Origin of the sequence: Klebsiella sp. Ech2A (genome assembly GCF_030078455.1) — a bacterium.
GTDB lineage: Bacteria > Pseudomonadota > Gammaproteobacteria > Enterobacterales > Enterobacteriaceae > Klebsiella > Klebsiella terrigena.
The window spans coordinates 1-6,144 of record NZ_JAQGFU010000234.1 but is presented as its reverse complement, the minus strand read 5'-3'; the positions used below and the strand labels follow the sequence as shown (position 1 = coordinate 6,144).

Here is a 6,144-nt window from a genome sequence, read left to right as displayed (position 1 = left end):
GGCGGGCGGTGACCAGCGCCAGCGTCTGCACCGGCAGGGCGACGGTGGTCGCCAGTTCGTTGAGCAGGGCTTTGGCCTGGATAACCTCCTGCGAGACGTCATCATCCATCAGGCAGTCGGAAACGTAGTTCAGCGCCCGATAGTCGGTGCTGATGTGGGCGATGGTTATCTTCATGGCGCTCTCTTCGGCCATTTTAGCCGCGTGCTGAAGCAGCGGAACCCCGTCAATGCTGCTGTTAATCAGCACCAGCGCATGGTGATAAACGGACATAGCCCACCTCGGATGGTTATCTGCGAAAATCATTATTCCCACTGCTAATCTTGTGCCCGGGCGGTGGGGAAAGCAAATCGAGATGTGCGCAAAAGGGCAGGGAAATCAGGGCGGGAAGCGCAGGGGGCTGTCGGGGAAATGGCCAAAAAAATCCCCCGCGCCCGGCGGCCTCGGGGGATATCAATCGGGGCAATTGCGGGGTAACGATATTCAATCAGAATGCAAGCTTATCCATGTGGCCCGGCATTTGGTCCTGCCTATGCATTAGGGAATTAAAACTCTCTGGCGAGGATAAGGTATCCATTAAACCTGATGGAACATTCATCTTTATTCATAAGGCTGGAGGCAATGAATATATCTTTCATACCCCGGATGTTGGTGTAGGTATATTTTGCAGTAATGGATTGAGCACTATTCTCATAGTAGCTGGAGAGATAATCCCTCACGGGGATTGTCGTCTGGCCCTTATCAATATTTTCTTTATGGTCCCTTTTAGCCAGCGATTCTGCATAGAGTTCTGACACGCTCGACGTATTGATTACCTCTGCCGTCGTTTTATCTCTTTGAATAGCGGCTGGATCAATCTTTAAATCCTTTGAGATAGCGTCAAACAGGGATGACTCCATTGACGCACCAACGGAAGCGCAGCCGAGATCGTCAGCATAAGAAGCGAAGTGAACCGCAGCCATGGTGAAGATGAGTGCTTTTTTCATCATTTTTAATCTTCCACTACCAGAGTTTTGTCGCTACTGGCCGCAACGATTTGACTCCAGGGCTATTCTCCGTGTTAGCGGAAAGACGATTAAAGGCCGGTTGGTCACAATCTTTATCATTCAATGCGTCAGTCGCATTCAGATCAACGCTATGCGAGTTTACTTTATAAAACCCAGTCATTCGTCGCTCCCTTATGACCATTATCGCCCCCTCCATTATTCTATGTGTTTTGTCTGGCTTTAAGAGTCAATCGTACATGTGTGCGGTCGTTATCAGGAATGGAGATTTTAGGGAAAGCTCTGAAAGTCCGGACTCTCGCGCCGGGGCAGCGCTTAAAACCGAAGGGCTTAAGTTAACTTGTATGGCCTATTAAGCGGTTCTAAATCCACAGTCATCAGAAGCGCATCAGGACAATATCTTTTGTCATCCGGAGTTGCATTGACCAGCTGATAATCAGAACTTTCCCGGAAAAAATATTTCTTCTATTTGATTGCACAGGAGTACGATAAATGACCGATATCATTACAAATCAGAGGGGATTTGAATGCCTGTAAATGAGAGGATTAACGCAACATCGGGAACACATATTAACCCCGGCGGCATGAGATGATGCACGTATGGCAAGCACAGCACGGAATGTTTGTTCGAACAAGGGGACTATTTTCCCGTTTTGCTGATTACAGCTACAGCCTGGATAAAGCTGACATTCGGTATTACAGTTTAGAACAACAAGCCTCTTTAGTTAGCGATTATTGGTTATTGCAAACTTATGGCTTCAGAAAATACACCTATCTTCCTGCGCTACGAAATTATGAGCCTAAAGAGTCTGATTACTTATTGCTCCAAAGATACAGAAGTGTGATGAAGGGATTTCCGGCATGAAGAGATTAACTATTCTACCTTTAGTTTTCCTTCTTTCCGGTTGCCCTGGCGGTAATCCTGCACCACACCCCAGAACGACATTTATCAATGGCGAACATCTTTGTTTCAGTGCAGATAATAAAGATGTATTGAACTATTACACTGTTGATACAAGTGAAAACGGTAAAATAGAAACAGTGGCTAGCTCTGGTTATAATAAATCAAATTCTTCTTATCCAGATAATTGCATCGATGTTAAATGGAAGAATAATCACACCTATGCGATCAACTATGGGTTAAATGATAAAAAGTACGTTCATGAGTTTTTTATTGATAGAAATGGAAAATTAACCAAATAAGGAGGCAGGAATGTCATTACCAGCCTATTTATTCCTTTACGATGAAAATGGAATGCAAATTAAAGGTGCTTCGGCTGCTTTTTCCAGTTTGGTGAGGGGGCAGATACCTTTTTAAGGCGAAGAGGCGATAACCACAAGGGCGCGCTTGCATCAGCCAGCCACTTCCCCTAATCTGGCAAAAAGTATAGATATTCAATCTACATGACTCGGGGTGCCCTTCCTTGCGAAGGCTGAGAAATACCCGTACCACCTGATCTGGATAATGCCAGCGTAGGGAAGTCAGAGACCACAAGGTCGTTGCTTCTTCATCGCCTGGCTGGAGCAAACGATGCAAGCTGAGCCACTGAACCCCGCGCATATCGCGCATCTGCGACACCTTTTTCGCCGTCACTCCCCCCTTATTCACTGCATGACCAACGACGTGGTGCAGACGTTCACCGCCAACGTCCTGCTGGCGATTGGCGCTTCTCCCGCGATGGTGATAGACCCGCAGGAGGCCAGCCAGTTTGCCGCCATCGCCGATGCGCTGCTGATTAACGTCGGTACCTTAACCGTCGACCGCGCCGACGCCATGCGCGCGGCCGTCCGTAGCGCGCAGCGGGCGGGCAAGCCGTGGGTGCTGGACCCGGTTGCGGTCGGCGCGCTCACGCTGCGCAGCGAATTCTGCCGCGATCTGCTAACCCTGCAGCCGGCCGCCGTTCGTGGCAACGCCTCGGAAATTATGGCCCTCGCGGGGATGAGCGGCGGCGGGCGCGGGGTCGATACCACCGATACCGCGGCGGCGGCGCTGCCGGCCGCCCGGGCGCTGGCGCGTCAGCTGAACACGGTGGTGGCGGTGACCGGTGAGGTGGATTACGTCACCGACGGCCAGCGCACGCGCGCCGTCAGCGGCGGGGATCCCCTGATGACCCGGGTCGTCGGCACCGGCTGCGCCCTGTCTGCGGTAGTTGCCGCCAGTACGGCGCTGCCCGGCGACCGGCTGGAAAACGTCGCGGCGGCCTGCGGCCTGATGAAGCTGGCGGGCGGGCTGGCTGCCCGTCAGGGCGGTCCGGGCAGCTTTACCCCGGCGTTCCTTGATGCGCTGTACGGGGAGGAGCTGCAATGAAACGAATCAATGCCTTAACGATTGCCGGCACCGATCCCAGCGGCGGCGCGGGAATTCAGGCCGATCTTAAAACCTTCTCCGCCCTCGGGGCCTACGGCTGCTCGGTGATCACCGCGCTGGTGGCGCAGAATACCCGCGGCGTGCAGTCGGTGTACCGCATCGAGCCTGACTTTGTGGCCGCCCAGCTGGACTCGGTGTTTAGCGACGTCCGTATCGATACCACCAAGATTGGCATGCTGGCGGAGACGGATATCGTCGAGGCCGTGGCGGAGCGGCTGGCGCGCTATCGGATCGCCAACGTGGTGCTAGATACGGTGATGCTGGCGAAAAGCGGCGATCCGCTGCTGTCAGCGTCGGCGGTGGCGACGCTGCGCACCCGGCTGCTGCCGCAGGTTTCGCTGATAACGCCCAACCTGCCGGAAGCCGCGGCGCTGCTGGACGCGCCGCACGCGCGCAATGAAAAAGAGATGCTCGAGCAGGGCCGGGCGCTGCTGGCGCTGGGCTGCGGCGCGGTGCTGATGAAGGGCGGCCATCTCGACGATGCCGAAAGCCCGGACTGGCTCTTTAGCGCCGAAGGCGAGCAGCGCTTCACCGCCCCGCGGATCCTCACCAAAAATACCCATGGCACCGGCTGTACGCTCTCCGCCGCGCTGGCCGCGCTGCGCCCGCGCTACGGCGACTGGGGACAAACGGTCGCCGAGGCCAAAGGCTGGCTCTCGGCGGCGCTGGCGCAGGCGGATTCGCTGGAGGTGGGGCAGGGGATTGGCCCGGTGCATCATTTCCACGCCTGGTGGTAAGCCTGATATACTGACGCCAGATTTCAGTCAGGAAAAGACAAATGGAACAGGCGCATACCCGGTTGATTCACCAGCTCGTTGAACGCATGGCCGCGAAGGATAACGCGCCGCTGTATATCAGGTTTGCCGACACCATCAAAGACGCCGTGCGCAGCGGCTGGCTGGAAAACGGCAATATCCTGCCCGGCGAGCGCGATCTGAGCCAGCTCACCGGCGTGTCGCGCATCACCGTGCGCAAGGCGCTGCGAACGCTGGAAGATGAGGGCGTGGTCACTCGCGCCCAGGGCTACGGCACCCGGGTTAACAATATTTTCGAATATTCCCTGAAGGAGGCGCGCGGCTTTACCCAGCAGGTTGTGCTGCGTGGCAAAAAGCCCGACACCCTGTGGGTCAACAAGCGGATCGTCAAATGTCCGGAGGAGGTCGCGCAGCAGCTGGCAATTGCCGCCGGCAGCGACGTGTTTATGCTCAAGCGCATTCGCTACGTGGATGACGCGGCGGTATCGCTCGAGGAGTCGTGGGTGCCCGCGCACCTTATCCCCGACGCTGAGGCGATCAGCGTCTCGCTGTACGACTACTTCCGCAGCCGGCAGATCCTACCCCAGCGCCCCCGCTCCCGGGTCAGCGCCCGCATGCCGGATGCCGAGTTTCAGTCGCACATTCAGATGGATAGCGCGATCCCGGTGCTGGTGATCAAGCAGGTTGCCCTCGATCAGCACCAGCACCCTATCGAATACAGCATCAGCTACTGCCGCAGCGATCTATACGTCTTTGTGTGCGAGGAGTAGGGTTTCGCGATCCGGGGCGCAGTCGCCGCCCCGATGGCTGACCACCCATGCCGCCACCGCATTCCCCAGCGTCACCGCCTCCTGCAGGCTCCAGCCGGCGGCAAGTCCGGCCAGGGTGCCGCCCGCGTGGCTGTCCCCGGCGCCGATGGTATCGACCACCGTCGCCGGGAATGCCGCGACCTCTCCGCAGGCCTGCGGGCTGAAATACCACGCGCCTTCTTTATCCAGGCGAACGATCAGCGGAGCGCCGTACTTCTTCAGCCACGCGGCGCCGAACTTGCTCACCTCGGCGGAGAAGCCGTTGGCCTCGGCGGCAATCAGCGCCTCCTGACGGTTAACGGAAACCAGCGGCTTCAGCGCCATCAGGCGCGCCATTAATGCCTCGGGGATATCGGCAATGCGCGGACCAAAGTCGATAAACGGCGTGACCTCACGCTGCTGCTCCAGCCACGCCACCAGCCGCTCGCCGCTGGCGGAGGCCAGCTGGTAGCCGGAAAGATAGACCAGGCCGCTGGGCCCGGCGCTGAGCGGCGTGAGCCAGTCGTCGCGCCACTGGTTTTCGACCCCGCTGAAGGACATAAACGTGCGCTCCCCGTCCGGCTCCACCAGCGCCAGGCACCAGCCGTTGTCGCCGCTGGCGCGGATGATAACGCTGGTTATCCCCTCCTGTGCCAGGCGATTGCGGATGATTTCCGCCCACACCCCTTCGCCGACCGGCAGGGCGTTTTGCGCCGCGATGCCCAGCCTTTTTAGCGCCACCGCAATATTCAGGGCGCAGCCGCCAACGTTGACGCTCTGCTGCTGCAGCTCGATATCGCAGCCGCGCCACGGCAGGGCGTAGGCGTCGGCAATGACGTCGATCACCGCGGCCCCGATAACCGTCACCGGCCTGACGGCGGTGAGGGTCGCGAGCTTATCGCTCAGCTGGCGGCTATTCATTGCGCCTCCCGCTGCCGGCGGTAGCGGCCGAGGGTGTCGGCGTAGCGCGTGAAGTCGAGCCTGTTGACCTCGTCCAGACGCGCTTTGAGTCGGCCATCGATGGCCGCTATGCCGTTAAGCGCGCCGCAAATGGCGGTGGCCATCGCGCCGATGGTATCGGTATCGCCGCCGAGGTTGGCGCAAAGCACGGCGCAGCGGTTAGGGTCGGTTCCGGCAAGCTCAACCATCGCCACGGCGCAGGGCACGGATTCGATAGTGCTGGTTCCGGCCCCCACCAGCTGATAAAGCTGCTCGCAGGCGGACTCGACTC

9 protein-coding genes and 1 riboswitch are annotated in these 6,144 nt (G+C 57.8%); of the genes, 5 read left to right on the top strand and 4 right to left on the bottom strand.

What is annotated here, in order from left to right; genetic code table 11:
• Both PFH44_RS24035 and PFH44_RS24030 read right to left on the bottom strand, forming a co-directional pair.
• The coding region (locus tag PFH44_RS24035) for an adenine nucleotide alpha hydrolase family protein (protein ID WP_463671570.1) at positions 1-271 on the bottom strand (271 nt) is incomplete at its 3' end.
• Positions 272-543: 272 nt separating this feature from the next.
• On the bottom strand, positions 544-984 hold the full coding sequence (locus PFH44_RS24030; RefSeq protein WP_045856431.1) for a hypothetical protein: 441 nt from the start codon (positions 982-984) through the stop codon (positions 544-546).
• A 607-nt stretch (positions 985-1,591) separates the two neighbouring features.
• Between PFH44_RS24030 and PFH44_RS24025 the strand changes: the two genes are divergently transcribed.
• The 5 genes from PFH44_RS24025 (at position 1,592) to PFH44_RS24005 (ending at position 4,895) form a co-directional block, all read left to right on the top strand.
• On the top strand, positions 1,592-1,867 hold the full coding sequence (locus tag PFH44_RS24025) for a type IV secretion protein Rhs (protein ID WP_283826385.1): 276 nt from the start codon (positions 1,592-1,594) through the stop codon (positions 1,865-1,867).
• On the top strand, positions 1,864-2,205 hold the full coding sequence (locus PFH44_RS24020) for a putative T6SS immunity periplasmic lipoprotein (RefSeq protein ID WP_072051825.1): 342 nt from the start codon (positions 1,864-1,866) through the stop codon (positions 2,203-2,205). The genes PFH44_RS24025 and PFH44_RS24020 overlap by 4 nt, the downstream gene beginning before the upstream one ends.
• 197 nt (positions 2,206-2,402) lie before the next feature.
• Positions 2,403-2,499, top strand: a riboswitch (TPP riboswitch).
• A gap of 34 nt (positions 2,500-2,533) precedes the next feature.
• A complete protein-coding gene (gene thiM / locus PFH44_RS24015; protein WP_283826384.1) occupies positions 2,534-3,310 on the top strand; it encodes a hydroxyethylthiazole kinase in 777 nt (258 codons plus the stop codon).
• Positions 3,307-4,107 carry a bifunctional hydroxymethylpyrimidine kinase/phosphomethylpyrimidine kinase gene (thiD, locus tag PFH44_RS24010; RefSeq protein ID WP_259226784.1) on the top strand — a complete coding sequence of 267 codons (801 nt, stop codon included), beginning with the start codon at positions 3,307-3,309 and terminating at the stop codon, positions 4,105-4,107. Before thiM ends, thiD begins: the two co-directional genes overlap by 4 nt.
• A gap of 41 nt (positions 4,108-4,148) precedes the next feature.
• A complete protein-coding gene (locus tag PFH44_RS24005) occupies positions 4,149-4,895 on the top strand; it encodes a GntR family transcriptional regulator (RefSeq protein ID WP_283826383.1) in 747 nt (248 codons plus the stop codon).
• On the opposite strand, the gene PFH44_RS24000 is transcribed toward PFH44_RS24005, so the two are convergent.
• Entirely contained in the window at positions 4,869-5,834 is a 966-nt protein-coding gene (locus PFH44_RS24000) for a PfkB family carbohydrate kinase (RefSeq protein WP_283826382.1), read from the bottom strand. The genes PFH44_RS24005 and PFH44_RS24000 overlap by 27 nt on opposite strands.
• Positions 5,831-6,144 (bottom strand): ADP-ribosylglycohydrolase family protein (locus tag PFH44_RS23995; RefSeq protein ID WP_283826381.1); only part of this gene is annotated, 314 nt, incomplete at its 5' end. The genes PFH44_RS23995 and PFH44_RS24000, both read right to left, overlap by 4 nt.